Source organism: Delftia sp. SD018, from assembly GCF_017355445.1.
GTDB lineage: Bacteria > Pseudomonadota > Gammaproteobacteria > Burkholderiales > Burkholderiaceae_C > Comamonas > Comamonas acidovorans.
In genome coordinates, this window is record NZ_JADDRN010000003.1 from 179851 (window position 1) to 203076 (window position 23226).

The 23226-nt window shown below is 67.8% G+C and carries 22 protein-coding genes; 10 read left to right on the plus strand and 12 right to left on the minus strand.

The window, feature by feature from the left end; translation table 11 throughout:
• Nucleotides 1-2: 2 nt before the first annotated feature.
• The 3 genes from INR38_RS05740 to INR38_RS05750 form a co-directional block, all read right to left on the minus strand.
• Nucleotides 3-1106, minus strand: coding sequence for a hypothetical protein (locus INR38_RS05740; protein WP_242698967.1), 1104 nt, complete (start codon nucleotides 1104-1106; stop codon nucleotides 3-5).
• 26 nt (nucleotides 1107-1132) lie between these two features.
• A complete protein-coding gene (locus INR38_RS05745; RefSeq protein WP_242698968.1) occupies nucleotides 1133-2287 on the minus strand; it encodes a hypothetical protein in 1155 nt (384 codons plus the stop codon).
• A 187-nt stretch (nucleotides 2288-2474) separates the two neighbouring features.
• Nucleotides 2475-3479, minus strand: a complete 1005-nt coding sequence (locus INR38_RS05750) for a tripartite tricarboxylate transporter substrate-binding protein (RefSeq protein ID WP_043825721.1) — start codon at nucleotides 3477-3479, stop codon at nucleotides 2475-2477.
• Nucleotides 3480-3718: 239 nt separating this feature from the next.
• Between INR38_RS05750 and INR38_RS05755 the strand changes: the two genes are divergently transcribed.
• From INR38_RS05755 to INR38_RS05775, 5 genes are all read left to right on the plus strand, one after another.
• The gene (locus INR38_RS05755) at nucleotides 3719-5593 is read left to right on the plus strand and encodes a lysoplasmalogenase family protein (RefSeq protein WP_013804292.1); all 1875 of its coding nucleotides are present in this window, start codon (nucleotides 3719-3721) and stop codon (nucleotides 5591-5593) included.
• A gap of 250 nt (nucleotides 5594-5843) precedes the next feature.
• On the plus strand, nucleotides 5844-6080 hold the full coding sequence (locus tag INR38_RS05760) for a hypothetical protein (protein ID WP_012203161.1): 237 nt from the start codon (nucleotides 5844-5846) through the stop codon (nucleotides 6078-6080).
• A 212-nt stretch (nucleotides 6081-6292) separates the two neighbouring features.
• On the plus strand, nucleotides 6293-6691 hold the full coding sequence (locus INR38_RS05765; protein WP_207443725.1) for a hypothetical protein: 399 nt from the start codon (nucleotides 6293-6295) through the stop codon (nucleotides 6689-6691).
• A gap of 18 nt (nucleotides 6692-6709) precedes the next feature.
• A complete protein-coding gene (mgtA, locus tag INR38_RS05770) occupies nucleotides 6710-9469 on the plus strand; it encodes a magnesium-translocating P-type ATPase (RefSeq protein WP_207443724.1) in 2760 nt (919 codons plus the stop codon).
• 40 nt (nucleotides 9470-9509) lie between these two features.
• Nucleotides 9510-10226, plus strand: a complete 717-nt coding sequence (locus INR38_RS05775) for an MgtC/SapB family protein (RefSeq protein WP_012203158.1) — start codon at nucleotides 9510-9512, stop codon at nucleotides 10224-10226.
• Between the two features lie 7 nt (nucleotides 10227-10233).
• On the opposite strand, the gene ruvB is transcribed toward INR38_RS05775, so the two are convergent.
• Entirely contained in the window at nucleotides 10234-11304 is a 1071-nt protein-coding gene (gene ruvB, locus INR38_RS05780) for a Holliday junction branch migration DNA helicase RuvB (RefSeq protein ID WP_034390160.1), read from the minus strand.
• Between the two features lie 7 nt (nucleotides 11305-11311).
• Nucleotides 11312-11884, minus strand: a complete 573-nt coding sequence (ruvA, locus tag INR38_RS05785) for a Holliday junction branch migration protein RuvA (RefSeq protein WP_012203156.1) — start codon at nucleotides 11882-11884, stop codon at nucleotides 11312-11314.
• A 125-nt stretch (nucleotides 11885-12009) separates the two neighbouring features.
• Here ruvA and INR38_RS05790 point away from each other — a divergent pair, with 125 nt between their 5' ends.
• Both INR38_RS05790 and ybeY read left to right on the plus strand, forming a co-directional pair.
• Nucleotides 12010-12981, plus strand: a complete 972-nt coding sequence (locus INR38_RS05790) for a PhoH family protein (RefSeq protein ID WP_012203155.1) — start codon at nucleotides 12010-12012, stop codon at nucleotides 12979-12981.
• 76 nt (nucleotides 12982-13057) lie between these two features.
• On the plus strand, nucleotides 13058-13516 hold the full coding sequence (gene ybeY / locus INR38_RS05795; RefSeq protein ID WP_012203154.1) for an rRNA maturation RNase YbeY: 459 nt from the start codon (nucleotides 13058-13060) through the stop codon (nucleotides 13514-13516).
• A 14-nt stretch (nucleotides 13517-13530) separates the two neighbouring features.
• On the opposite strand, the gene INR38_RS05800 is transcribed toward ybeY, so the two are convergent.
• Genes INR38_RS05800 through INR38_RS05810 form a run of 3 tightly spaced genes read right to left on the minus strand, consistent with a single transcriptional unit; the run spans nucleotide 13531 to nucleotide 16809 of the window.
• On the minus strand, nucleotides 13531-14517 hold the full coding sequence (locus INR38_RS05800; protein ID WP_207443722.1) for an MDR family oxidoreductase: 987 nt from the start codon (nucleotides 14515-14517) through the stop codon (nucleotides 13531-13533).
• Between the two features lie 41 nt (nucleotides 14518-14558).
• On the minus strand, nucleotides 14559-15815 hold the full coding sequence (locus INR38_RS05805) for a CoA transferase (RefSeq protein WP_207443721.1): 1257 nt from the start codon (nucleotides 15813-15815) through the stop codon (nucleotides 14559-14561).
• A gap of 22 nt (nucleotides 15816-15837) precedes the next feature.
• Nucleotides 15838-16809, minus strand: coding sequence for a tripartite tricarboxylate transporter substrate binding protein (locus INR38_RS05810; RefSeq protein WP_207443720.1), 972 nt, complete (start codon nucleotides 16807-16809; stop codon nucleotides 15838-15840).
• Nucleotides 16810-16927: 118 nt separating this feature from the next.
• Here INR38_RS05810 and INR38_RS05815 point away from each other — a divergent pair, with 118 nt between their 5' ends.
• Both INR38_RS05815 and INR38_RS05820 read left to right on the plus strand, forming a co-directional pair.
• Nucleotides 16928-17872, plus strand: coding sequence for a LysR family transcriptional regulator (locus tag INR38_RS05815; RefSeq protein ID WP_207443719.1), 945 nt, complete (start codon nucleotides 16928-16930; stop codon nucleotides 17870-17872).
• A gap of 190 nt (nucleotides 17873-18062) precedes the next feature.
• Nucleotides 18063-18821 (plus strand): sulfite exporter TauE/SafE family protein, encoded by a 759-nt coding sequence (locus tag INR38_RS05820; RefSeq protein ID WP_192367296.1) that lies wholly within the window; start codon nucleotides 18063-18065, stop codon nucleotides 18819-18821.
• A 10-nt stretch (nucleotides 18822-18831) separates the two neighbouring features.
• Here the strand turns inward: INR38_RS05820 and INR38_RS05825 are convergent, their stop codons facing one another.
• Nucleotides 18832-19197 carry an Arc family DNA-binding protein gene (locus tag INR38_RS05825; protein ID WP_099734738.1) on the minus strand — a complete coding sequence of 122 codons (366 nt, stop codon included), beginning with the start codon at nucleotides 19195-19197 and terminating at the stop codon, nucleotides 18832-18834.
• A gap of 156 nt (nucleotides 19198-19353) precedes the next feature.
• Between INR38_RS05825 and INR38_RS05830 the strand changes: the two genes are divergently transcribed.
• Nucleotides 19354-19719 (plus strand): hypothetical protein, encoded by a 366-nt coding sequence (locus tag INR38_RS05830; RefSeq protein WP_242698969.1) that lies wholly within the window; start codon nucleotides 19354-19356, stop codon nucleotides 19717-19719.
• A 126-nt stretch (nucleotides 19720-19845) separates the two neighbouring features.
• Here the strand turns inward: INR38_RS05830 and INR38_RS05835 are convergent, their stop codons facing one another.
• From INR38_RS05835 to INR38_RS05845, 3 genes are all read right to left on the minus strand, one after another.
• The gene (locus INR38_RS05835; RefSeq protein ID WP_207443718.1) at nucleotides 19846-21621 is read right to left on the minus strand and encodes a dipeptidase; all 1776 of its coding nucleotides are present in this window, start codon (nucleotides 21619-21621) and stop codon (nucleotides 19846-19848) included.
• Between the two features lie 122 nt (nucleotides 21622-21743).
• Nucleotides 21744-22214: a D-aminoacyl-tRNA deacylase gene (gene dtd, locus INR38_RS05840; RefSeq protein WP_012203138.1), complete on the minus strand. Its 471-nt coding sequence runs from the start codon at nucleotides 22212-22214 to the stop codon at nucleotides 21744-21746.
• The gene (locus INR38_RS05845; RefSeq protein ID WP_207443717.1) at nucleotides 22211-23203 is read right to left on the minus strand and encodes a cation diffusion facilitator family transporter; all 993 of its coding nucleotides are present in this window, start codon (nucleotides 23201-23203) and stop codon (nucleotides 22211-22213) included. Before INR38_RS05845 ends, dtd begins: the two co-directional genes overlap by 4 nt.
• Between the last annotated feature and the right edge of the window lie 23 nt (nucleotides 23204-23226).

Sequence of the window (23226 nt, forward strand, 5' to 3'; positions counted from 1 at the left end):
GCTCAGCGCAGGCCCAGATTGGTGACCTGGCTGGTGAGATCGCGGGCCGCGTTGTTGGCGGCCAGCTTCAGCGCGTTGTTGCGCGCCTCATCCTCGGACGGGCCCATGCCCGCGTACAGCACGGGGCCGACGGCGGCAATCGTGTCGGGAATGGTCTGGGCGATGTCCAGGATCTTGGCGTTGACCGTCACGCTCACGCGCATCAGGCCGGTCTGGGGGTCGGGCTCGCCCATGCCCACATCCAGCGTGCCCAGGGCGATGTAGGGAATCTGTGCCGTGCGCATGCCGGCCACCATGGCCGCCAGCGTCGAGGGCTGCAGGTCCATGCCGCTCTTGTAGTCGTTCTCCACGGCCGCGACCTTGAAGTGGCCGCCCGTGTAGGGCTCCACCATGGCAGCCTCTGACACCTTGAAGCCGGCCTTGGCGAAGTTGGAGGAAAAGACCTGGGACAGGTTGGCGCTGGGGATCACGCGCCAGGTGGACTCGGCCGAGCGGCGCGTCGTGCTGCCGCCGGTCTCGGAAGTGCGGCTGCTCTTGACCGAGGCGGTGCCCGAGGTCGCCGTGGAGGCATTCGTGCTGATGCGTCCGCCACGGATGGATTCACCCTCGCTGCCCTTTTCGGAAGCGCTGACCTGGGCCTTGACGTCCTCGGTCTCGTCCACGCGCTTGTAGACGCGGTCATCGAAGGACTTGGTCGTAGCCACCTGGCGCGAGACGAACATGAAGGCCAGCGGCGACCGGCCTGCGGGACCGCCCCTGGCCACGGCCGAGTTGGCCTTGACGGCATTGCGCAGATTGGCCACGTTCAGCGCCACGCGCACGGAGACCGTGTACTGCTTTCTGTCGGCGTTGTCCTCTTCGCTGAGCACGGTGTGCTCAAGGATGTAGCGATCGGGGTTGGCCAGGATCTTGTCGCGCACGGCGTCGAAATTCTCGGCCTCCGACTGGCCGGCTTCGGCGTAGTAGAACTCCACGGCCTTGAGCTGGGCCGCCATCAGCGCACGCTCCTTGTCCTGCGGGCTGACCTTTGAATCCTGGTAGCTGACCGAGGCCTTGCCGCGTGCCTGCTGCACCTGCGCGCCCGCACCGGCCGCGAACAGCGCCATGGAAAGGCACAGGAGGATTTTCTGGATTACTTGCATAGATTCATCAGGTCTTTTGTTTTGACAATTTGCGCTTCGATGTCGCTCTCGGCAGCAGCCGACTTGAGCCAGTCATTGCCCCGTCCAGCCGCCACCGTCTCGGCCAGCTTCACGAAAAGGCCGTTGAGCGAGTCATAGAACGCCGGAAAATCATCGACATGGGTTTGCGTGGAAGGCACCACCTTCACTTCCGCGTTCTTCAGCGAGGCGCCGAGAAACACCGGCCCATTGGGTTCCTGGATGCGCATATCGGCAAAGGTGCCGTAGACATAGCTGGTGCCGGCGCTGGACTCCTTGAACTTGAGCTTCTTGAATCCCTTGAAATCGACGCTGATGGCGTAATCGGCACTGGGCAGTTGCAGCGTGTAGACCTCTCCGTCAAGCACCTGCATGCGCATCACATTGCCCACGGCATAGCCCATGGCAAAAGGAATGATGGGCACACCAATGCGGCTGGAAATGGCCTCGCCCACGATATCGGCGGCCCAGGTCTTGTGCACCTGCGGGTCCTGCAGATAGCCGGGCAGCATCTCGGCCATGGCGGCGGGAATCTGGATATCGGTGACCTGCAGGAAACGCGGAGTCTGCGAGGGCACGGTGGCCGTGGCCAGCACCTGGGCAAAACGGCCGAAGATGCCGGGCTTGCCTCCCGCGCCTTCGTATACCTTGGTCACGCGCTCCATGATTTCCTCTTGCGACGGCTCGTGGCGCAGGTTGTCGATGAAGGCAAAGCTGAGCGGATACGAACGCACCGCCGTCATGGACTTGAAATCGAAAAACAGGGCCTGTCCACGAATCAGGATGAACAGCTTGCGCACGCCGCCAAAGCTTTCCACGGAGACCGTCTCGGAATTGAGCACCAGAGAAACCACCAGGGCCTGGTCGCGCCCCTTGAGCTCATCGATGGGATTGGTGGATATCTGCAGATGCTGTGCAGGCGCCTGCTGCACGAATGCCAGTACCCGCGCATAGGGACTGTGCCCGGCGGCCTTCAGGCGGCTCTCATACTGCTTTGAATAAGGGAATCGCTGCTGCTGCGAACTGGCGTCGCCCGAATAGGCGACTCCCGCAAAAGTGACATTGGGCCGGTCCTCGGCCATTGCAGCGCCCGACGCTGCAAGCGCAAAAAGCCAGAGCCATGCCATGGCCCGGCGCATGATTTTCTCCACCCCCACACCGCCCCCTTAAAAATGTAAGCGGAGGGTAACAGATTTCACACACCAATACGTGGCACTCGGCGCACAAAGGCGACTGCCGACAATTCCGCCGATTTCGCCGGCCCTGTCTTCATTCAATGGAAAAAAGCGGTGACCCGGTGACCGTCAGCGCGGCCTATTCCACCTGGATATTGGCGGACTTGACGATCTGCGTGTAGCTCGCCTTTTCCTTCTTCAGGAATTGGGCGAACGTGGCCGGCGTGCCCGAGCCGGGCGTGGCGCCACTGTCCTGCAGGCGCTTGCGCACCTCGGGCAGCTTCAGCACCTCGGCCAGTTCGGCGGCCAGGCGGCTGACCACGGGTTCGGGTGTGCGGGCGGGTGCGAACAGGCCGGTCCAGGCTTCCAGCTCGAAGCCCTTGAGATCAGGCGCCTCCGCAAAGCTCATCACCTCGGGAATCACGTCGATGCGCTGTGCCGAGGTCACGCCCACGCCTTCCAGCTTTTTCTGCTGCACCAGCGGCGTGGCGCCGGTGGTCATCAGAATGCCCAGATCGACCTGGCCGCCCATGACCTCGCTGGTCACCTGGGCCACACCGCGATAGGGCACATGGACCAGGCGGATGCGGGCGCGCTCCTGCAATCGCTCCATGGCCAGGTGCAGCACCGTGCCCACGCCCGGCGTGGCATAGGTCAGCGCGCCGGGCCGGGCGCGGGCCATGCTGATCAGCTCGTTGAGGTTGTGCACCGGCAGGCCCGGGCGGGCCACGATCACCATGGGCGCCGCGGTGACCAGACCCACGGGCGCCAGATCTCGCTCGGCGTCATAGCGCACGGAGGAGTTCACCAGTTGCGCAATGCTCACCGGCCCGTCAAAGCCCAGCAGCAGCGTATAGCCATCGGCGTGCGAGCGCGCCACCTTGCTCACGCCCAGCACGCCGCCCGAGGCCGGCACGTTGTCCACCACCACCGACTGGTGCAGCCGCGCACCCAGCTTTTCGGCGATCAGCCGCGCCGTGGCGTCCACATCGCTGCCTGCGCCAAAGGGCACGATCAGGGTGATGGGCCCGGCTGCCGGCCAGGGCTTGCCCGCGCCCGGCGCGGCATGGGCGGCGGGTGCAGCGGCAAGGGCCGCAGCCAGTGAGGCGGCAGCCGATAGCAGGGAGCGGCGGGACAAGGGCATGGGGCTTGGGCATGCAAGGCGCATGCCGGCAAAGGCGGTGCGGGCTGGCAATGGCCTGCAGGGCAAGCACGTCCAGCGCGTGGAAAGCGGGCGATTCTGCCATAGGGCGCAATTTTCCTGCCATGCGCTTGCCATGAAGCCCCATTTATTGCAATCCGTTTCAACCCTTGTGATTCCGTGTCCTAGGGTTCACGCCTAAGGCGCCGCACAACGGCCCTGTCCAGAATTGGCAGGCCATGATGCCTTCACCCAGCCAAATCATCGTCTTCGCCACGCCGGCCTTTTTGCTGCTGATCGCGCTGGAATGGGGGGTGAGCCTGTGGCGCGGGCGCAATGCCTACCGGCTGGCCGATGCCGTCAGCTCCATCAGCCTGGGCATGCTCAGCCAGACCAGCGCCGTCTTCACCCAGCTGCTGCGCATAGGTCTGTACACACTGGCCTTCGATCATGTGGCGCTGTGGCGCAACGATGCCTTCTGGACCAGCATTCCCGGCTGGCTGCTGGCCCTGCTGCTCTATGACTTCTGCTACTACTGGCTGCACCGCATGGGCCATGAGGTGGCCGTGCTGTGGGCAGCCCACGCCGTGCACCACCAGAGCCAGGACTACAACCTGTCGACGGCGCTGCGCCAGACCAGCTCGGGCGCGCTGCTGGGCTGGCTGTTCTACCTGCCCATGGCGCTGGCCGGCGTGCCGCCGCTGGTGTTTGCCATCGTGGGCCTGATCGATCTGCTCTACCAGTTCTGGGTCCATACCGAGCAGGTGCGGCGCCTGGGCTGGTTCGACCGCTGGTTCTGTGCGCCCAGCAACCACCGCGTGCACCACGCCGTCAATGACTGCTACCTGGACAGGAACTACGGCGGCATCCTCATCGTCTGGGACCGTATGTTCGGCACCTTCAAGCCCGAAGACGACAGCGAGCCCTGTGTCTACGGCACGCGCGGCCTGCTGCAAAGCTGGGATCCGCTGTGGGCCAACGCCGTGGTGTACCGGCAACTCATCCATGACAGCTGGCATGCGCGGCGCTGGAGCGACAAGCTGCGCGTCTGGCTCAAGCCGCCCGGATGGCGCCCTGCCGATGTGGCGCAGCGCTTTCCCAGGCCGGCCTTCGACCTGGACGCGCACCGCGTGCTCTACGCACCGGGGATGGAGCGCGGCCTGCGCTGGTTTGCGGGACTGCAGTTCGTGGCGCTGATCGCCGGGGTGTCGCTGTTTCTCTGGCATGCCGACCAGTCCTCGACGGCCCGCAATGCACTGTGGTTTGCCGTGCTGCTGGCCTGCCAATGGGCGCTGGGCGCAGCCATGCAGGGGCGCATCAGCCTGTGGCTGGCACTGGCCATCGAGGCCGGCGCACTGGCCACCGCCACCGCCGCGCTGGACATGCTGCACTGGCACTGGCTGTTCAAGCCGCTGACCATGGTCTTTGCGCTGATCGCCGTCATGCAGCTGTGGCGCGGCAGCACGGCCTTCTCGGCACTGGCGAAACCCGCGCGCGGCGCCTGCTGGCTGGCCGCGGCACTGGCGGCATCCCTGGCGGGCGACGTGTTCCTGATGCTGCCTGATCTGTTCATCCCGGGCCTGGCCAGCTTCCTGCTGGCCCACCTGGCCTATATCGTGCTGCTGCGCCAGGACGCACCCTGGTTTGCGCACCGGCCCTCGCTGGCCGCCACGCTGGCCCTGGGCGCGGGCATGTATGCCGTGCTCTGGCAGGGCGGCCTGCCCGCCGCGCTGCGCCTGCCCGTGGCCGCCTATGTGCTGGTCATTGCGCTGATGGCGGCCCAGGCCCTGGGCCGCGCGCGGCATCTGGGCGGCAAGGCGGCCTGGCAGGTGGCCATGGGTGCCTGCTTCTTCATGGCCAGCGACTCGCTGCTGGCCATCAACCGATTTGTGCAGCCCTTCGACGGTGCGCAAGCCGGCGTGCTGTCCACCTACTACGCGGCGCAACTGCTGATCGTGCAGGGCTGGCTGGCCCGTGGCGCATCGACATCAGGGTTGACCCGAAGCAGCTCGCAAGGCACAATCGAGGGATCGCATTTTCAGGAGTCCTCCGTGGACAGTGCCAGTTCAACCAGTGACAAACAGCGCGCCGCAATGGCTTCGCTGCTGGCTGACTGACCGACTCCTGTGATGGGAGCGGCCATGTCGGTCGGCTTCCATCCATTGCTGCGTTTCCCCTTGGCTCTTCGCGCCGCCCGGCGCTGCAGTGGCGCTTGCCTGCATCAGGCACGCCGCTCCTGCACCGAAGATTCCAATGGCTGTTGATCACTGACCGCGTGCCCGTGTGGCTGCTATCGAGCAGCGCCCGGCCCACGCTGCTTGACGGCCCTGCCTACGGCGGTCTTCCTGGTTCGCCAAGGAGAAAGCCATGTCCACACCGTTCGTCCGCCCCGCAATGCAACGCCTGCAGCCTGCCACTGCCGCGCCCTGCCCCGGCGCCACCGGCACGCGCGTGGCTGCCTCCCAGGCAGCAATGCAGGCCAAGGCACAGGCACAGATGCAAGCCCAGGCCCCTTCGGCCATGGAGCACGCCATGCACCTGGACCTGCAGACCCACTGGCCCACGCACCGCATCCGCAGCTTTCTGAGCCTGCAGCCACGCTGAACGCGCCGCGCCTTTGTCCGTCCCCTCGTCAGAAAGGAGCTCCCCCATGGACCCCGATCCGAGTCGATCTTGCCCTGACCCCTCCGACACGGTCCGGCCGCACATGCCTGCGGCCCTTCCGCCCCATCCCAAGGCCCCGGCCGGGAGACCCGCGCACGTCCATTGACGGATAGGTGCCGGGCTTCTTTCGGCCGCAACGAAAGAAGCCCGCCATGCAACACGTCATCACCGCGCTGCGCACCCTGCCCGCAGCCACGCCGGCCGCCACAAGCGCCAGCCACACCTCCCGCGCCAGCACCCTGCAGCTGGCCCTGCAAGCCGCCATTGCGGCGCGCCACACCGGACAACTGCACGCCCTGCTGCAGCAACACGGCCCCGATCTCTTCGCCCACGCCCTCGTGGCGCTCACGCAGCGCCAGCAGGCCGACGTCCTGTCCCTGCTGGCGGCGCAGGAGCGCGCCGAGGTCTACCGCCACCTGCCTGCCCATGCGCGGCGCCAATGGCTGCAGTCGGCCACCGTGACCCGCCCGCCGCTGCGCCGCCGCCTGCTGTGCGCCTGCCAGCGCAACTGGCACTGGCTGCGCGCCACCCTTCGTTCGAGCCAGGCCTGAGCCGCCAGGGAGGTCACCATGAAAAGCCTCAAGCACCTGTTCCAGGCGTTTCTGCGCAGCCGCCATGCCCTGGGGCTGTTCCGGCGCAATGCCCTGCCCTCGGGCACGGCCGTGCACCACTCGCGCTCGGTATCGCCGACCCTCACGCGCGAGCTGCTGCGCGCCTCGCGCGATGACATTGCCGCCGTGCTGGCGCGCACCGGCTCCAGCGAGGACGGCCTGACCCGCGAGCAGGCCCGCGCCGCGCTCACGCGTCTGGGCCCCAACGAGGTCGAGCACGAAAAGCCGCTGCCCGGCTGGCTGCACCTGTGGTACTGCTACCGCAATCCCTTCAACCTGCTGCTGACGCTGCTGGCCGTGGTCTCCTACGCCACGGAGGACATGAAGGCCACGGTCGTCATCGCCTCCATGGTGCTGCTGTCCACGCTGCTGCGCTTTGTGCAGGAAGGCCGCTCCAACCGCGCCGCCGCACGACTCAAGGCCATGGTCAGCAGCACGGCCACGGTGCTGCGCCGCAATGGCGGCCCCACGGCGCCGGCAGATGCCGACTCCGCAGACGCCCCGCACAGCGGCTTCGGCCAGCAGGCGCGCCGCTACGAGGTGCCGCTGCGCGAGGTCGTGCCCGGCGATTTCGTGGTGCTGTCGGCCGGGGACATGATTCCTGCCGACTGCCGCGTGCTCAGCGCCAAGGACCTGTTCGTGAGCCAGTCCGCCATGACCGGCGAATCCCTGCCCGTGGAAAAGCGCGCCGACGCCAGTGCATCGAATGGCACCGGCGTGCTGGACGCCAGCAACCTGCTGTTCATGGGCACCAACGTGGTCTCGGGCACGGCGCTGGCCGTGGTGCTGGCCACGGGCAACCGCAGCTATTTCGGCACCATTGCCACGCGGGTGACCTCCAACGACCGCGCGCCCACGGCCTTCGAGACCGGGGTCAACAGCGTCAGCTGGCTGCTGATCCGCTTTGCGGCGGTGATGGTGCCCGTGGTGCTGTTCATCAACGGCTACACCAAGGGCGACTGGGCCGAGGCCTTCCTGTTCGCGCTGTCCGTGGCCGTGGGCCTGACGCCCGAGATGCTGCCCATGATCGTGACCTCCACCCTGGCCAAGGGCGCCGTGGTGCTGTCGCGCCGCAAGGTCGTGGTCAAGCGGCTGGACGCCATCCAGAACTTCGGCGCCATGGACGTGCTGTGCACCGACAAGACCGGCACGCTGACCCAGGACCGCATCGTGCTGGAGCGGCACACCGACGCCTTTGGCCAGCCCTGCGACGAGACGCTGCGCTTCGCCTACCTCAACAGCCACTACCAGACGGGCCTGAAGAACCTGCTCGACCATGCCGTGCTGGAACACGTGGAGCTGCACACCCAGATGCGCCTGGCCGAGGACTACCGCAAGGTCGATGAGATCCCCTTCGACTTCGAGCGCCGCCGCATGTCCGTGGTGGTGGCCGAACGCAACCACCACCACGAGCTGATCTGCAAGGGCGCGGTCGAGGAGATCCTGGGCGCCTGCACCCGGCTTCGCGAAGGCGACGGCACGCGCCCGCTGGACGAGGAGCAGCTGGCCCGCGTGCGCCGCGTGACGCGCGAACTCAACCGCGAGGGCCTGCGCGTGGTCGCCGTGGCCATGAAGGAAGTGCCGCCGCACAAGAGCGACTACGGCGTGGCCGACGAGTCGGAGCTGACCCTGATCGGCTACATCGCCTTCCTGGACCCACCGAAGGAAACCACGGCCGAGGCGCTGGCCGCCCTGGCCGCGCACGGCGTGGCCGTCAAGCTGCTGACCGGCGACAACGAACTGGTGGCCGCCAAGGTCTGCCGTGATGTGGGGCTGCCCGCAGACCACATCGTCCTGGGCACGCAGATCGAGCACATGAACGACGAGATGCTGCGCCAGACCGTGGAACGGCACCAGCTGTTCGCCCGGCTCACGCCGCTGCACAAGGAGCGCATCGTGCATGCGCTGCGCGCCAACGGCCACATCACCGGCTTCATGGGCGACGGCATCAACGACGCCCCGGCCCTGCGCGCGGCCGACATCGGCATCAGCGTGGACAGCGCCGTGGACATCGCCAAGGAAGCGGCCGACATCATCCTGCTGGAAAAAAGCCTGATGGTGCTGGAGCAGGGCGTGATCGAGGGCCGGCGCACCTTCAGCAACATGCTGAAGTACATCCGCATGACGGCCAGCTCCAACTTCGGCAACGTGTTCTCGGTGATGGTGGCCTCGGCCTTCATCCCCTTCCTGCCCATGCTGCCGCTGCACCTGCTGGTGCAGAACCTGCTGTACGACCTCTCGCAGATCGCCATCCCCTTCGACAACGTGGACGACGAACTGGTGCGCCAGCCGCTGCGCTGGAACCCGGCCGACCTGGGCCGCTTCATGGTGTTCTTCGGGCCCATCAGCTCGCTGTTCGACATCCTGACCTTCGCGCTGATGTGGTTCGTCTTCGCGGCCAACACGCCCGAGCAGCAGACGCTGTTCCAGTCGGGCTGGTTCGTCATCGGGCTGCTCACGCAGACGCTGATCGTGCACATGATCCGCACGCCCAAGATCCCCTTCCTGCAAAGCCGCCCGTCCTGGCCGCTGCTGCTGGCCACGGCGGCCGTGATGGCGGCCGGCATCTTCCTGCCGATGGGGCCGCTGGCCGGCTACTTCAAGCTGCAGGCGCTGCCGGCGGCCTACTTCCCGTGGATGATTGCCATATTGCTGGGCTACGCTTGCCTGGCCACGCTGCTCAAGCGCGTCTACATCCGCCGCTACGGCTGGCAGTGACGCACCCTTCAACCCATTCACCAGGAAAGCCCGGAACCCCATGCAGGCCCTGCAGAACCTCAACCCCGGCGCCATGCTGGACACCTTCGTCAGCCTGACCACGGCCTTCGTGTTCGGCGCCCTCATCGGCCTGGAGCGCCAGGTGCGCCAGCGCACGGCGGGGCTGCGCACCAACACCCTGGTCGCCGTGGGGGCGGCCGTCTTCGTGGACCTGGCCGTGCGCCTGGGCGGGGCCGAGGGCGCCACGCGCGTGGTGGCCTACGTGGTCTCGGGCGTGGGCTTCCTGGGCGCGGGCGCCATCATGAAGGAAGGGGCCAACATCACCGGGCTGAACACGGCGGCCACGCTGTGGGGCTCGGCCGCCGTGGGCGCCTGCGCGGGCGCCAGCCTGGTGGCCGAGGCCGGCCTGGCCACGCTGTTCGTGCTGGCCAGCAACACCTTGCTGCGCCCCGTGGTCAACCGCATCAACCGCCGCCCGGTGGATGACGAATCCACGGAGTCGACCTACTACGTATACGCCATCTGCCACCGCGGCGCCCAGGGCGATGTGCGCGAGCAGATGCTGGAGCTGCTGGAGAACGCCAGCTACCCCGTGCGCGGCGTGGAAACCCACGCCTTCGGCCCGCAGGACACGGAGATCGAGGCCATGCTCTACGCCACCTCGGTGGACTCCGACGAGCTCGACCGCGTGATCGCCGCCATCGAGGCCCTGCCCGGCGTGCTGCAGGCCTTCTGGAACGCCGGCACGGAGGAGTGAGCCTGCGTCAGCTGGCGTCGTCGCCCGGCACCGGCAACCCGAGATGGCGGTACGCCGCCTGGGTCGCCATGCGCCCGCGCGGCGTGCGCTGCAAAAAGCCCTGCTGGATCAGATAGGGCTCGATCACATCCTCGATGGTGCCCGCCTCCTCGCCGATGCTGGCCGCGATGTTGTCCAGGCCCACGGGGCCGCCGTCGAAGCGGTGCACCACGGCCTCCAGCAGCTTGCGGTCCATGATGTCGAAGCCCTGGGGATCGACATCGAGCATGGCCAGCGCACGGTCGGCCAGCTCGCGCGTGATGCTGCCGTCGCCGCGCACATCGGCATAGTCGCGCACGCGGCGCAGCAGGCGGTTGGCAATGCGTGGCGTGCCGCGCGAGCGGCGCGCGATCTCGAAGGCGCCCTCGTCATCGATGGGCGCGTTCAACAGGCCTGCACTGCGCCGCACGATGCGCGCCAGCTCCTCGGCCGTATAGAACTCCAGCCGCGCCACGATGCCGAAGCGGTCGCGCAGCGGGTTGGTCAGCATGCCCGCGCGCGTGGTCGCGCCCACCAGCGTGAACGGCTGCAGGTCCAGCTTGATGGAGCGCGCCGCCGGCCCCTCGCCGATCATGATGTCGATCTGGTAGTCCTCCAGCGCCGGGTAGAGGATTTCCTCGACCACGGGCGACAGGCGGTGGATCTCGTCGATGAACAGCACATCGTTGGCTTCGAGGTTGGTCAGCAGCGCCGCCAGGTCCTTGGGCTTTTCCAGCACGGGGCCGCTGGTCTGGCGCAGATTCACGCCCAGCTCGGCCGCGATGATGTGCGACAGCGTGGTCTTGCCCAGGCCCGGCGGGCCGAACAGCAGCACATGGTCCAGCGCCTCGTTGCGCTTTCGGGCCGCGCCGATGAAGATCTCCAGCTGCTCGCGCGCCTTGGCCTGGCCCACGTACTCCTGCAGCAGCTTGGGGCGCAGCGCGCGCTCCATGGCCTCTTCCCCGCGCGAGACCGGCGCTGCCGAGATCATGCGCGGCTTTTCCGGGGCCTTGTCGGGCGCGAAACCGCCCTGCCCGAAATCGTCGGTATGGATGCTCATGTGCCGCTCACTTGGCCAGCGCCTTCAGCGCCAGCTTGATGCCTTCGGTCACGCCCACGTCGGGTGGCAGCTTCTTGAGCGCGGCGGCCGCATCCTTGTCGGAATAGCCCAGCGCCATCAGCGCCTGCACGATGTCGTTCTGATCGTTGTTCACGAACAGCGACTGCGCGCCCGTATCGGCGCCGATCTTGCCCTTGAGCTCCAGCAGCAGGCGCTCGGCCGTCTTCTTGCCGATGCCCGGCACCTTGACCAGGCGGCCCACCTCCTGCAGCGTCACGGCCTGGGCCAGGTCCTCCACGCTCATGCCGCTGAGCACCGACAGCGCCATGCGCGGGCCGATGCCGGTGATCTTGATCAGCTCACGGAACGCCTGGCGCTCGCTGTGCGTGCCAAAGCCGTACAGAAGCTGCGCATCCTCGCGCACCACGAAGTGCGTCAGCAGGCTGACCTTGGCCCCACTGGCGGGCAGGTTGTAGAAGGTGCTCATGGGCACCTGCACCTCGTAGCCCACGCCGCCGCAGTCCACCAGCACCTCGGGCGGGTTTTTTTCCAGCAGCGTTCCTGTCAATTTGCCTATCATTGGTGTCCTTTGCCGCCCTGGGGGCGGCTTTTCATGCCCGTCCGCAACCGAACGCCGGCCCATTCACAGGGTATGGCACCACGCCCTCGCGCTGGCCGCCGCCCGGAATCTCTGGAATTATCCGCGTGATCCTGCGCCACACCTTCACACCCCACGACAACAACCGGTTGAGCCACGTCTGCGGCCCGGCCGACGCGCACCTGCGCACCATCGAGATCGCAATGGGCGTCAAGATCGCCCACCGCCACGAGCAATTCAAGATCGACGGCCCCAAGGCCAAGGCCAACGACGCCCTGGAGCTGCTGCAGGCCCTCTACGAGATGGCCGACGACCCCATCCTGGACGACTCCCTGCAACTGATGCTGGCCGGTGATACCGAACTCATCGAGCAGCCCCAGGACGCCATCCAGCTGTCCACGCGCCGCCCCGACCTGCGCGCGCGCACGGCCAACCAGTCGGCCTACCTGGAGAACATCGCCCGCCACGACATCACCTTCGGCATCGGCCCGGCCGGCACCGGCAAGACCTACCTGGCCGTGGCCTGCGCCGTGGACGCGCTGGAGCGCAGCGCCGTGCAGCGAATCGTGCTCACGCGCCCCGCAGTGGAGGCAGGCGAGCGCCTGGGCTTCCTGCCCGGCGACCTCACGCAGAAGGTCGACCCCTACCTGCGCCCGCTGTACGACGCGCTCTACGACCTCATGGGCTACGAGAAGGTGCAAAAGGCCTTCGAGCGCAATGTGCTGGAGATCGCGCCGCTGGCCTTCATGCGCGGGCGCACGCTGAACAACGCCTTCGTCATCCTGGACGAGGCGCAGAACACCACGCCCGAGCAGATGAAGATGTTCCTCACGCGCATCGGCTTCGGCGCCCGCGCCGTGGTCACGGGCGACGTCAGCCAGATCGACCTGCCCAAGGGCGCCCTGAGCGGCCTGATCGATGCCGAACGCGTCTTGAAGCGCGTCAAGGGCATCGCCATCAACCACTTCACCAGCGCCGACGTGGTGCGCCACCCGCTGGTGGCCCGCATCGTGGACGCCTACGACGCACGCGGCCAGGCCCCTGCGCGCCGTGCCGCACCGCGCCTTGCCGCGCATTGATCTCGACAGCCACAGCAGACGCCCGCCCACGGGCGCCCCAAAGCACACGCCCAAGCTCACGCCCACGCCTCCTCCCATGTCCCTGAACCAACTGCAACTGTCCCTGCAATTCGCGCGCTTTGCCGAGGCACCTGTCCACCGCGCCGTGCTGTCCCGCAGCAAGGTCACGCGCTGGATACGCCACGCCCTGGCCGTCGATGCCGAAATCACCGTGCGCATCGTCGACGCCGAGGAAGGCCAGCAGCTCAACCGCGAGTACCGGCAAAAGGACTACGCCACCAACGTCCTGACCTTCGACTACCAGCAGGAGCCCACCGCCATGGCCGACCTGGTGCTGTGCGCCCCCGTGGTCGAGCGCGAGGCGCGCGAGCAGAACAAGACGCTGGAGGAGCACTACGCCCACCTGCTGGTGCATGGCACGCTGCATGCCCAGGGCTGGGACCATGAAACCAGCGAGCAGGACGCCGAGGAAATGGAAGCCTACGAGACCGAGATCATGGTCGAGCTGGGCTTTGCCGACCCCTACGCCAAGTAGGGCCCGCGCGGGCCTCAGCGCGCCGTATCGATGACGACCCGGCCGCGCACCTGGCCGGCAAGCAGCCTGGGCGCCAGCGCAACCGCATCGGCCAGGCCCGCCTCTTCGGTATTGCGCTCCAGCACCTCGCGCGGCAGTTCGGCAGCCAGCCGCGCCAAGGCCTGCTCACGCCGCGCCTGCGGCGCATAGACGCTGTCGATGCCCAGCAGCGACACGCCGCGCAGGATGAACGGCGCCACGGAAGCCGGCAGGTCCAGCCCCTGGGCCAGTCCGCAGGCCGCCACGCAGCCGCCGTAGCGCAGGCTGGCGCACACATTGGCCAGCGTATGGCTGCCCACGCTGTCCACGGCCGCCGCCCAGACCTCCTTTTGCAGCGGCTTGCCGGGCGCATCCAGGCTGCTGCGCTCCACGATCCGCGCCGCGCCCAGCGCCTTCAGGTGCTCGGCCTGTTCGGGCCGCCCGGTGCCGGCGTGCACCTCGAAACCCAGGCGCGACAGCAGGGCCACGGCAATGCTGCCCACGCCGCCATTGGCCCCCGTCACCAGCACCGGGCCGCTGGAAGGCGTGATGCCATGCGCCTGCAGCGCCATCACGCACAGCATGGCCGTATAGCCTGCCGTGCCTATGGCCATGGCATCCCGTGCGCTGAAGGCCTCGGGCCGGCGGATCAGCCAGTCGCCGTTCACGCGCGCCTGCTGGGCGAGCCCGCCCCAGTGGGTCTCGCCCACGCCCCAGCCGTTGAGCAGCACGGCATCGCCGGGCTGGAAACGCGCGTCCTCGCTGTCCAGCACCGTGCCAGCCAGGTCGATGCCCGGCACCATGGGGAACTGGCGCACCACGGGCGAGCGCCCCGTGATGGCCAGTGCATCCTTGTAGTTGAGCGTGGAATGCGAGACGGCCACGCGCACCGCGCCGGCGGGCAGGCTGGCTTCGTCCAGCTCCACACACTCGGCACGGGTTTCACGCGGTACGGGTTGGGTCAGCAGCAAGGCTTTGAACATGGGGTCTCCAGCAAGGCAGTGGCAAAGGAATCCAAAGGCAATCAGGACTGCGGCGCGCCCAGCACGCCGCTGCGGCACAGGCAGGCGATGGCCTCATCCGCCATCCCCAGTTCCCGCAGCAGCGCGAGATTGCCATCGCCCAGGACGGGGGCCGGCGCACCCGGCAGGGGCTCGGCATCCATCCACCGGAACCCCAGTCCCGGAGTGTCCACCGCAGCGCCGCCGGCGCCATAGCTCACAGGTGACACGGTGCCGGCGGCGCGGGCCTCGCCCAGGAATTCACCCAGGCGCCGCACCCTGGCGGCAGGCACGCCCACGGCGTTGAGCCGGGCTTCCATGTCCCGTGCGTTGCGTGCGGCGAAGGCCTCGGCCAGACATGCCTGCAGTCGCTGCAGCGCGGACGCATCACGCGCGGCGACAAAGCCGCCCTCGGGCGCGTTGAAGGCATCGAGGTCCAGCAGCGTGGCGTCCTCGCACAGGGCATCGAGCCCCAGCACGCTGGCAAGCCTGCGGAACTGCTGCGGCGTGTTGGCGGCCGTGGACAGCCAGCCGTCGGCGCACCGGTAGGTGTCGGCCGCCGGGCTCCCCGTATAGCCCCGGTTGCCCACGCGCCGCGGCTCCACGCCATGGGTGAGATAGGTACAGGCATGCGGGTACATCAGCATCAGCGAGGCCTGCAGCATGGAGGCATCGATGTGCTGGCTGCGCCGCTCGCCAGGCGCCCAGGCGTTGCGCTGGTGCAGGGCCGCCGTGACCGACAGCGCCCCCAGCATGCCCACCGCCACGTCGATCACAGGAAAGCCCACCTTCACGGGCGGCGCTTCCTCGTCGCCCCCCGCCATCATCATCATGCCCGTGAGCGCCTGCACCACATGGTCATAGGCGCCCCGCCCGGCCCACTCGCCCTGCTGGCCAAAGCCCGAGATGGAGCAATACACCACGTCGGGACGCACCGCCCGGATGTCCTCGTAGCCCAGGCCGTGGCGCGCCACCACGCCGGGGCGGAAGTTCTCGATGAACACATCGGCCGTGCGCGCCAGGGCACGCACGATGTCCGCGCCCTCGGGCTGGCGGATGTCCACCGCCAGCGAACGCTTTCCCGCATTGAGCGCCACGAAGCCCGAAGGCATGCCGCCCCCGGGCTCGCCGGGCGCCCGGCTGTTGCGCATGACCTCGCCACGCGTGGGCTCGACCTTGATGACCTCGGCCCCGAGCTGGGCCAGGTAGTGCGAGGCCAGCGGCCCCGCGATCACATGCGACATGTCGATGACGCGCACTCCTTGCAGCGGCTTGTCCATACCCGTCTTGCCTTTCCCTGGTTCAACTGTTGGCGGTGATGCCGGCCAGCTCGATGATGGCGGCCCACTTGCGGTTCTCGCTGCGCACGAAATCGGCGAAGGCCTGCGGCGAAGCGCTGGCCGTGGCCTCGTTGCCGACAGCCTCGAACGAGGCGCGCAGCGCTGGCTGGGCAGCGGCCTGGCGCACGGCAGCGTGCAGGCGCTCGACCACGGCAGGGGGCGTCCTGGCCGGAGCCCACAGCCCGAACCAGGACTCCTGCACCGCCAGCTCGCTGCCCAGCACCTCCTGCAGCGTGGGCACCTCGGGCAGCTGCGCCAGGCGCTTGCGGCTGGTCACCGCCAGGGCCCGCAGCTTGCCGCCCTGCACCTGGGGAATGCCGGTGCCCGCCACCGGAAACGCATACTGCGTATCCCCGCGGATCAGCGATGCAGCAATCTCCACCGATCCCTTGAGCGGTATGTGCGTGACTTGCAGGCCCGCCAGCGAGGCCAGCGTGGCGCCCGCCAGATGGGCCGAAGTGCCTATGCCGCCCGAGCCGTAGTTGGCCTGCGCCGGCTGGGCCTTCAGCCCCGCGATCAGCTCCCGGGCCGTGCGCCAGGGCGCATCGGCACGCACCACCAGCACCGTGGGCGATGAGGCCAGGTTGCTGACGGGCGTGAAGTCGCCGATGGGGTCGAAGCGCAGGCCCGGCTGCAGCAGCTTCTGGATCAGGTGGGTGTTGGAGCCCATCAGGCAGGTGTAGCCATCGGCGGGCTGCTGCGCCACATACTGCGCGGCCAGCACGCCGGCCGCGCCCACCTTGTTCTCGATCACGATGGACTGCCCCAGGATCTCCCCCAGCACCGGGCCGGCCTGGCGCAATTGCACATCAGGCCCCCCGCCCGCCGCATACGGGGAAATCACCCGCACCGGCCGGCTCGGAAAATCGCTGGCCCGCACCAGCGGAAGCGCGGCAGCCGCCAGGCCGCCTGCCAGAAAGACGCGTCTGTCCATGGTCCTGTCTCCTTGTCGCTTGTCGTCGTGGGGTCACGATAGAACGGCAGGCCCATTTCCAATAGTGATATGTTTGGATGGATGGCAAACCTCCGGTAATCACTCCCCCCCCGGGAACATGCACGACTTCGACCCGCAACGCCTGCTGTCGCGGCTGCGCTTCAAGCACCTGCAGCTCCTGCTGGCCCTGCACCAGGGAGGCAGCCTGCGTGCCGCCGCCGGCCTCATGCATTTGACCCAGCCCGCGCTGAGCAAGGCCCTGGGCGAAATCGAGGCGGCCTTCGGCGTGACGCTGTTCCTGCGCAATGCGCGCGGGCTCGAACCCACGGCCCAGGGCGAGATCGCCATCCGCGGCGCGGCCATGCTGCTGGCCGAGCTGCGCCATCTGGGCAGCGAGACCGCCCAGCAACCGGCCATCACCTTGCTGCGTATCGGCACCCCGCCCTTCGTGGCACAGGGCTACCTGCCCGGCGTACTGGCGGACCTGGCCGCGCAGCAGCCCCATGTGCGGGTACAGCTCAAGGAAGAACGCGTGCCTTTGCTTGTGCAATGCCTGCTGCACGGCGAGCTCGACGCCCTCATCACCAGCTACCCCACCGAGCTGCCCGAGGCTGCAGGCCAGCCGCTGCGCTACGAAAAACTGTTCGACACCGGCTTCACCGTCATCGCCCCGCCGGACCACCCTGCAGGCCACGCGCGCAGCAACCGCTGGGAGGAGCTGGCGCGCCAGCGATGGATCCTGCCCACGCGCAGCTCCATGCTGCGCCGCATGATGGAAGAGGTGTTCCGCCGCGAAGGCGTGATCGCGCCCACGCCCGTCATCGAATCCACCAGCCCCTTCACCAACCTGCAACTGGTCCGGGCCGGCCTGGGGCTCAGCGCCGTACCCGACTCCACGCTGCAGGCCTCGCCCCGGTCGCTGGGGGTGCGCAGGGTGCATGTCACACCCGCCATCTCCATGGGCCCCGTGGCATTGATCTACCGCAGCGCCGTCGCCAACCCACGCGTCGCCCTGCTGCGCGCCACGCTGGGCCTGCCCGGCCCGGCGGTGGAGCCGCCCTAGTCGCCAGGTGGCCACCACGCCGGCGCGATCCTGTCCTTTTGCGCAAAGCAGCCCTGACCCCGCCGCCATGCCGGTGCGACAGCCCGCCCGATGGTCCGGCACTAAGATCGGCCTCGACCTATAACACCGGCCTGGCCGCGCAAGGCCACGGCGGCCTGCCGATGCCCGGCTCCAGGAGGAGACAACACCCATGTGGGACATCGCACTGCTCATGGCCGCCGCCTTCGTGGCCGGCGCGCTCAATGCCGTTGCCGGAGGCGGCAGCTTCCTCACCCTGCCCGCCCTGGTCTTCACCGGCGTGCCGCCCGTGGCCGCCAACGCCACCGGCACCGTCGCCCTGCTGCCCGGCTACATGGCCGGTGCCTGGGGCTTTCGCCAGGACATGGAGCCGCCGCCCGGCCTGGGCATGCGCGGCGTGATCGTGCTGTCGCTCATCGGCGGCTCGCTGGGCGCGGCCCTGCTGCTGGTCACGCCCGACCACCTGTTCCGCAAGGTCGTCCCCTGGCTGCTGCTGGCCGCCACCGCCATGTTCGCCTTCGCGCCCCAGCTCAGGCGCATGGCATCACGCGGCAGCGCCGAGCATGCCGCCCATGCATCGCCCCTGAAGGCCGGCGCCGGCATGCTGGCCGTGGCCATCTACGGCGGCTACTTCAACGGCGGCCTGGGCATACTGCTGCTGGCCCTGTTCGGCCTGCTGGGCCAGACAAGGCTGCACGCCATGAACGGCATGAAGAACCTGGTCTCCGCCCTGCTCACGGCCATTGCCGTCGCCATCTATGCGGCCGGCGGCGTCGTGCAGTGGGAACAGGCCCTGGTCATGATGATCGCCGCCACCGCAGGCGGCTACGGCGGCGCCCGCCTGGCGCGCCGCATCCCGCCCGAATGGCTGCGCGCGGGCATCGTGCTGACGGGGCTGGTGATGGCGGGGGTGTTTTTCTGGCGGCAGTGAGGCCAGAAAGCTACTTCTTCGGCGCCGCACTCTGCGCTGACTTCGATACGCGCTTGCCTGTGGATTTTTCCGGCGTCGCCGCATCCGTGTCTGGCTGAGGGCCGCGCTGTGGCAGGGCCAGGGCTTGCGCAAGCGATTGCAACCGCTCTTCGATACGCTTCACGGTTTCCAGCGTTTCGTCACCGACGCGTGTATCCAGATTCATTTGCGAACTACCGCTGTCCATGCCCGAAACGCGCGGCGCCGCAAAGGTCTGCTGTAGCCGAGACACGACCTCGGCAGTCATTGAGCGCCGGTTCTCTTCAGAAGCGGCATCCAGCAGATCCTTCAACTCCTGAGGGATACGCATGTAGATGGTTGGGTCGTCGCGTGCCATCCGCGCACTTTGCCATGGAACACGCTTGCCATTTTCTATGCACAATGCATAGAATATTGAGTGCATAGATCGTGCATAGAAAGCCCGAGTCATTGAAGCGACGACAAAGGAATCGATATGACTGCGTCACGGCACTCAACGAACAAGCCCTGCACGATGGACACCGCTGCCTGGCCCACCATGCAGCAAATGATCGCCCTGTCCATTGCCCGCGCAGAGATGGGGCTGGTTGCCCTGATCGAAACACGCTGCGCCGACATGGATTGGCATGACGCGGATGTAGAGGTGGACCTGGCCGCAGACCTGGCGCTGAATCACATCCGGCAAATTCGGCACAAGGTATTCGAGGACGCCAGCGAATTCGACAACGAGTGGTATCTCGCCCGCGCAGCCATCGCCCTGGCCGCCCAGGCCTTCAATCGTCCACATAGTCTCTACGCCCGGCGCCTGAAACTGCTCTTGCAACTGTTTGATGAAGCACCGTCCTTTGTGGAATACGCGGAGCATGGTCCGGAAGGTTGAATGCAGGCAGGCCTCTGCCGCATCCAGGGCAGTCGGCTTTCATGTGTCGAATGACTGGGCGGAAGTGGACGAAAAAAAGCGCCTTGCTTTCACAAGGCGCTTTCGCATTTCAATAGCCGGAGAGTGTCACTGCATCTGCTTCAGATTCCCGATGCGCACCAGCATTTCCGTGAACATCTGCATGTCGGCGCGCAGGTCCGGCAGTTCCTTGTATTCGAGCGCGTTGTGCGCCGTGTACTTCTTGCCGGGCATGGCAGGGCCGAAGTTGATGGCGTTGGGCATGAGCTTGGCCGTGGTGCTGCCGGCCGTGGGCACGGGCTTGGCGTCCAGGCCCGTGGTGTCGCCGAAGATGTTGAGCAGGGTGGACAGCCAGGCGCCCTTGGGGTCGCGCGCCATCCAGTTGCCCTGGGTGTATTGCAGGGTCAGGGGGACCTTGGCGGCCGCGCTCCAGCGGGTGATGCGTTGCTCGACTTCGGTGCGCAGTTGCTCGGGCGTCTTGCCGCGCGGCATGCGCACGTTGGTGGTGACTTCCAGCTTGCCGTCTGCCGCCTTGATGAGGTTGGGCGACAGGGTCAGCGGGCCCATGAAGTCGTCGGCATAGGCAACGCCCAGCTGCTTGCCGAAGTAGTCGAGGCCGAAGGCGCCGTTGATGTAGCGCAGGGCGTTGCTGTAGGCATTGGGCTGGACCAGGGCCACGCCATCGGTGGGCATGAGCACCTGCTGCAGGAACAGCGTCAGGCGCGGCACGGGGTTGACGCCTTCCTCAGGGCGCGAGCCGTGGGCCGAGGTGCCCGTGACTTTGACGGTGGCTGCGGTGCCGCTGCGCTGGATGTCGATGGTGAACGGCCCGCCCTGCCCTGCATAGCTGGTGGTGAAGTCACCCTTGGCCGCCTGCAGGCGCGCGGCGATGGCTTCGATGGCGGCTTCGTCGCCGGCCGTGATGGTGGCCGTGGCGGTCTGGGCAATGGCGTTGGCCGAGGCGGCGCCGGCCATGGCGGTGATGGCGGGCTGGGCGGGGTCGGCCTTCACGTCGTCGAATACGGCCTTGAGCGCGCCCGAGCCTTTTTCCGCGACGACGGCCGGGTACTTGCTGTCCAGCACGATGTTGTAGGCGGGCAGCGTGGTCTTGCCCTGGTAGTACTTCATGGCGTCGCCGCCGGTTTCCTCGGTGGTCTCGATCATGAGGCGTATGCCGCGCGACAGGGGCAGGCCGCTGTCCTTGACGGCCTTCATGGCGAACAGCACGGTGGCGATGGAGCCCTTGTCATCGATGGTGCCGCGCCCGTAGAGCTTGTCGCCCACGCGCGTGACCTTGAAGGGGTCGATGGCCTGGCCGTCCAGCACCCATTCGGCGGGGACGACGGGCACGACGTCGGCATGGGTGAGGATGCCGAATTCATCGGCACCCGCGTTCGCGGTGTTCGCGGTGGTCGCAGGCAGGGTGACTTCGAAGATGCGGTTGTCCACGTTGCGGTACTGCAGGCCGAAGTCCCTGGCCATCTGCTGCACCAGCTCGCCGAAGGCCAGGATGGCCGGGCTTTCATGGGGCGGCACCTTGGCATCGCGCACGGTCGGCAGGGCGACCATGCGCTCGATGCTGGCCAGCACGGCCCGCTCCTGCGTGAGACGCGTGTACAGGCCCAGCAGGCGGGCGATGTGGTCGAGGTCCTCCCCCGCAAGCGCCTGGCCTGCCGCATGTCGCTGCACGGCCTGGGCGATGGCAGGCTGCGCGGCCGCGGCCTGCTTCAGGAAGCTGGCGAAGTCGGTGGGTGCCGGCTGGGCCTGGGCCAGCGCGTCCAGCGCGGGCTTCTTGAGGGTGTCGGCGCCGGCCGCGCCGCTCCACGCCAGGGCCATGCTCATGGCAAGGGCCAGGGTGGAGGCTTTGAACGGATGGTTCTTCATGGTCGTCGGTCTGTCGATGAATGCTGAGGCCGCAAGAATACGGGCTTTGCAGCCCTTCTCCGGCCAGGACGTGCTCGCAGATCGCGCCAGAATCCGCCCCGGAACAGCAGGTCTGCGGCGCGCTATGCCGCGGTGGCCGGAGCTATCGACAGCGGGATGGTCACGGGCCCGTCGTTGAGCAGGTGCACCTGCATGTCGGCCCCGAAGCGGCCCGTGGCGACTTCCGGGTGCAGGGCGCGCGCCCGCTGGACGATGTAGTCGTACAGGCGCTCGCCCTCGGCCGGTGGCGCGGCGCGCGTGAAGCTGGGGCGGTTGCCGCCGCCGGTGTCGGCCGCCAGCGTGAACTGGCTGACGATGAGCAGGCCGCCGCAGGCGCCCTGCCCGTCCAGGTCCTGCACGCTGCGGTTCATCTTGCCCGCGTCGTCGGCAAAGATGCGCAGCTTGAGCATCTTGGCCAGCAGCTTGTCGGCTTCGGCCTCGGTGTCGCCGCGCTCTGCGCAGACCAGGGCCAGCAGGCCGGGGCCTATGCTGCCGGCGACCTGGCCGTCGATTTCCACGCGGGCCTGTTTCACGCGCTGCAGGATGCTGATCATTGTTCGGGGTTCGGGTTCTTGTCGGTGGATGGGGAAGGAGTGTCCGCCTGGCCTGCCGCCTCGATGGCGGCTTCCATCGCGGTCTGCATGCCCAGCGGCAGCAGCTCGATGCGCGCGTACAGGCCGGGCACGGCCTGCAGCAGTTCGGCCTCGATCTCGGTGCGCAGCCGCGCGGCGCGGGCCACGCTCCAGTCGCCGGGCACATGCATGTGCAGGTCGGCAAAGCTGCGCTCGCCGGCGCGCCGGCTGGAGATGTTGTCGAAGACCACGCCCTGCTCGCGGTGCGCATGGCGGTCCAGAACGGCGTCGATGCGCAGGCGCTCGGGCGCGTCCAGCGCCTGGTCCATCAGGCCCTGGGACGACTGCCAGACCAGTTGCGCGCCCTGCACGCAGATGTTGAGCGCCACGCCGATGGCCACGGCCGCGTCCAGCCACAGCCAGCCTGTGAGCGATGCGCCGATCAGGCCGATGACGACGCCTGCCGAGGTCCAGACATCGGTGAGCAGGTGGCGGGCATCCCCCTCCAGCGCCATGGAGCGGTGCTGGCGCGCCGAGCGCAGCATGGCCACGGCCAGCAGCCCGTTGAGGGCCGAGCTGACCACGGACAGCGCCAGGCCCCAGCCCAGTTGCTCCAGCGGCTGCGGGTTCCACAGCCGCGCCAGCGCCGCCCAGGCGATGGCCAGGCTGGCGCCGATGACCAGGATGCCCTCGAAGCCCGCAGAGAAGTACTCGGCCTTGTGGTGGCCATAGGGATGATCGGTGTCGGCCGGCCGCTTGGCGATGGTGACCATGGTCAGGGCGAACACGGCACCGGCCAGGTTGACGAAGGATTCGAGCGCGTCCGACAGCAGGCCCACCGAGCCCGTGAGCCACCAGGCCAGGGTCTTGAGCACGATGGTCAGCAGCGCCACAACGACCGAGATGCGCAGCAGGCTGTGCGGCGCCATCCAGTCGGGTGCGTTGGCGGTAGATGGAGTGGACTCGGCCATGCTGCGCTGCGATAGGTGGGGGT

What these genes read in the sequence shown, in the direction of transcription:
- INR38_RS05740 (WP_242698967.1), bottom strand. Translation starts at nt 1,106, where the DNA reads ATGGCGCTGTTCGCGGCCGGTGCGGGCGCGCAGGTGCAGCAGGCACGC.
- INR38_RS05745 (WP_242698968.1), bottom strand. Translation starts at nt 2,287, where the DNA reads ATGGCATGGCTCTGGCTTTTTGCGCTTGCAGCGTCGGGCGCTGCAATG.
- INR38_RS05750 (WP_043825721.1), bottom strand. Translation starts at nt 3,479, where the DNA reads ATGCCCTTGTCCCGCCGCTCCCTGCTATCGGCTGCCGCCTCACTGGCT.
- INR38_RS05755 (WP_013804292.1), top strand. Translation starts at nt 3,719, where the DNA reads ATGCCTTCACCCAGCCAAATCATCGTCTTCGCCACGCCGGCCTTTTTG.
- INR38_RS05760 (WP_012203161.1), top strand. Translation starts at nt 5,844, where the DNA reads ATGTCCACACCGTTCGTCCGCCCCGCAATGCAACGCCTGCAGCCTGCC.
- INR38_RS05765 (WP_207443725.1), top strand. Translation starts at nt 6,293, where the DNA reads ATGCAACACGTCATCACCGCGCTGCGCACCCTGCCCGCAGCCACGCCG.
- mgtA (WP_207443724.1), top strand. Translation starts at nt 6,710, where the DNA reads ATGAAAAGCCTCAAGCACCTGTTCCAGGCGTTTCTGCGCAGCCGCCAT.
- INR38_RS05775 (WP_012203158.1), top strand. Translation starts at nt 9,510, where the DNA reads ATGCAGGCCCTGCAGAACCTCAACCCCGGCGCCATGCTGGACACCTTC.
- ruvB (WP_034390160.1), bottom strand. Translation starts at nt 11,304, where the DNA reads ATGAGCATCCATACCGACGATTTCGGGCAGGGCGGTTTCGCGCCCGAC.
- ruvA (WP_012203156.1), bottom strand. Translation starts at nt 11,884, where the DNA reads ATGATAGGCAAATTGACAGGAACGCTGCTGGAAAAAAACCCGCCCGAG.
- ybeY (WP_012203154.1), top strand. Translation starts at nt 13,058, where the DNA reads ATGTCCCTGAACCAACTGCAACTGTCCCTGCAATTCGCGCGCTTTGCC.
- INR38_RS05800 (WP_207443722.1), bottom strand. Translation starts at nt 14,517, where the DNA reads ATGTTCAAAGCCTTGCTGCTGACCCAACCCGTACCGCGTGAAACCCGT.
- INR38_RS05805 (WP_207443721.1), bottom strand. Translation starts at nt 15,815, where the DNA reads ATGGACAAGCCGCTGCAAGGAGTGCGCGTCATCGACATGTCGCATGTG.
- INR38_RS05810 (WP_207443720.1), bottom strand. Translation starts at nt 16,809, where the DNA reads ATGGACAGACGCGTCTTTCTGGCAGGCGGCCTGGCGGCTGCCGCGCTT.
- INR38_RS05815 (WP_207443719.1), top strand. Translation starts at nt 16,928, where the DNA reads ATGCACGACTTCGACCCGCAACGCCTGCTGTCGCGGCTGCGCTTCAAG.
- INR38_RS05820 (WP_192367296.1), top strand. Translation starts at nt 18,063, where the DNA reads ATGTGGGACATCGCACTGCTCATGGCCGCCGCCTTCGTGGCCGGCGCG.
- INR38_RS05825 (WP_099734738.1), bottom strand. Translation starts at nt 19,197, where the DNA reads ATGGCACGCGACGACCCAACCATCTACATGCGTATCCCTCAGGAGTTG.
- INR38_RS05830 (WP_242698969.1), top strand. Translation starts at nt 19,354, where the DNA reads ATGGACACCGCTGCCTGGCCCACCATGCAGCAAATGATCGCCCTGTCC.
- INR38_RS05835 (WP_207443718.1), bottom strand. Translation starts at nt 21,621, where the DNA reads ATGAAGAACCATCCGTTCAAAGCCTCCACCCTGGCCCTTGCCATGAGC.
- dtd (WP_012203138.1), bottom strand. Translation starts at nt 22,214, where the DNA reads ATGATCAGCATCCTGCAGCGCGTGAAACAGGCCCGCGTGGAAATCGAC.
- INR38_RS05845 (WP_207443717.1), bottom strand. Translation starts at nt 23,203, where the DNA reads ATGGCCGAGTCCACTCCATCTACCGCCAACGCACCCGACTGGATGGCG.